We start from the raw sequence: 267 nt of genomic DNA on the forward strand, positions 1-267 counted from the left end.
CGCGATACGCGCATCTCTCGGGTCGGGCGTGGCCACGTCCCAGTATTTCTAATCACCCCCAGCCCACGTCGAGTGTGGTGAGGCCCACCGTTCGCTGCCTCACTGCCCCCCCAGGCGAGCACCACCCCGTGAACGCTTACGGGAAGACGTGCGTCGGAAGAGAAGCGCGTCAGGGCGTCCCATTGCTTCAAGGCGTAGGAGAGGGCCTGTCCCATGGGGCCCTTGGGCAGGTGGCGCGGGGCCTGGGATTCCATCCACGCGCGTAGC

General features: G+C 67.0%; 1 protein-coding gene. It reads right to left on the reverse strand.

Translation table 11 applies throughout. The features are described 5' to 3' along the window. Positions 1-254 (reverse strand): IS66 family transposase (locus D7X30_RS41480; protein WP_255424235.1); only part of this gene is annotated, 254 nt, incomplete at its 3' end. Positions 255-267: the final 13 nt, after the last annotated feature.

Source organism: Corallococcus sp. AB011P (genome assembly GCF_003611605.1).
GTDB lineage: Bacteria > Myxococcota > Myxococcia > Myxococcales > Myxococcaceae > Corallococcus > Corallococcus coralloides.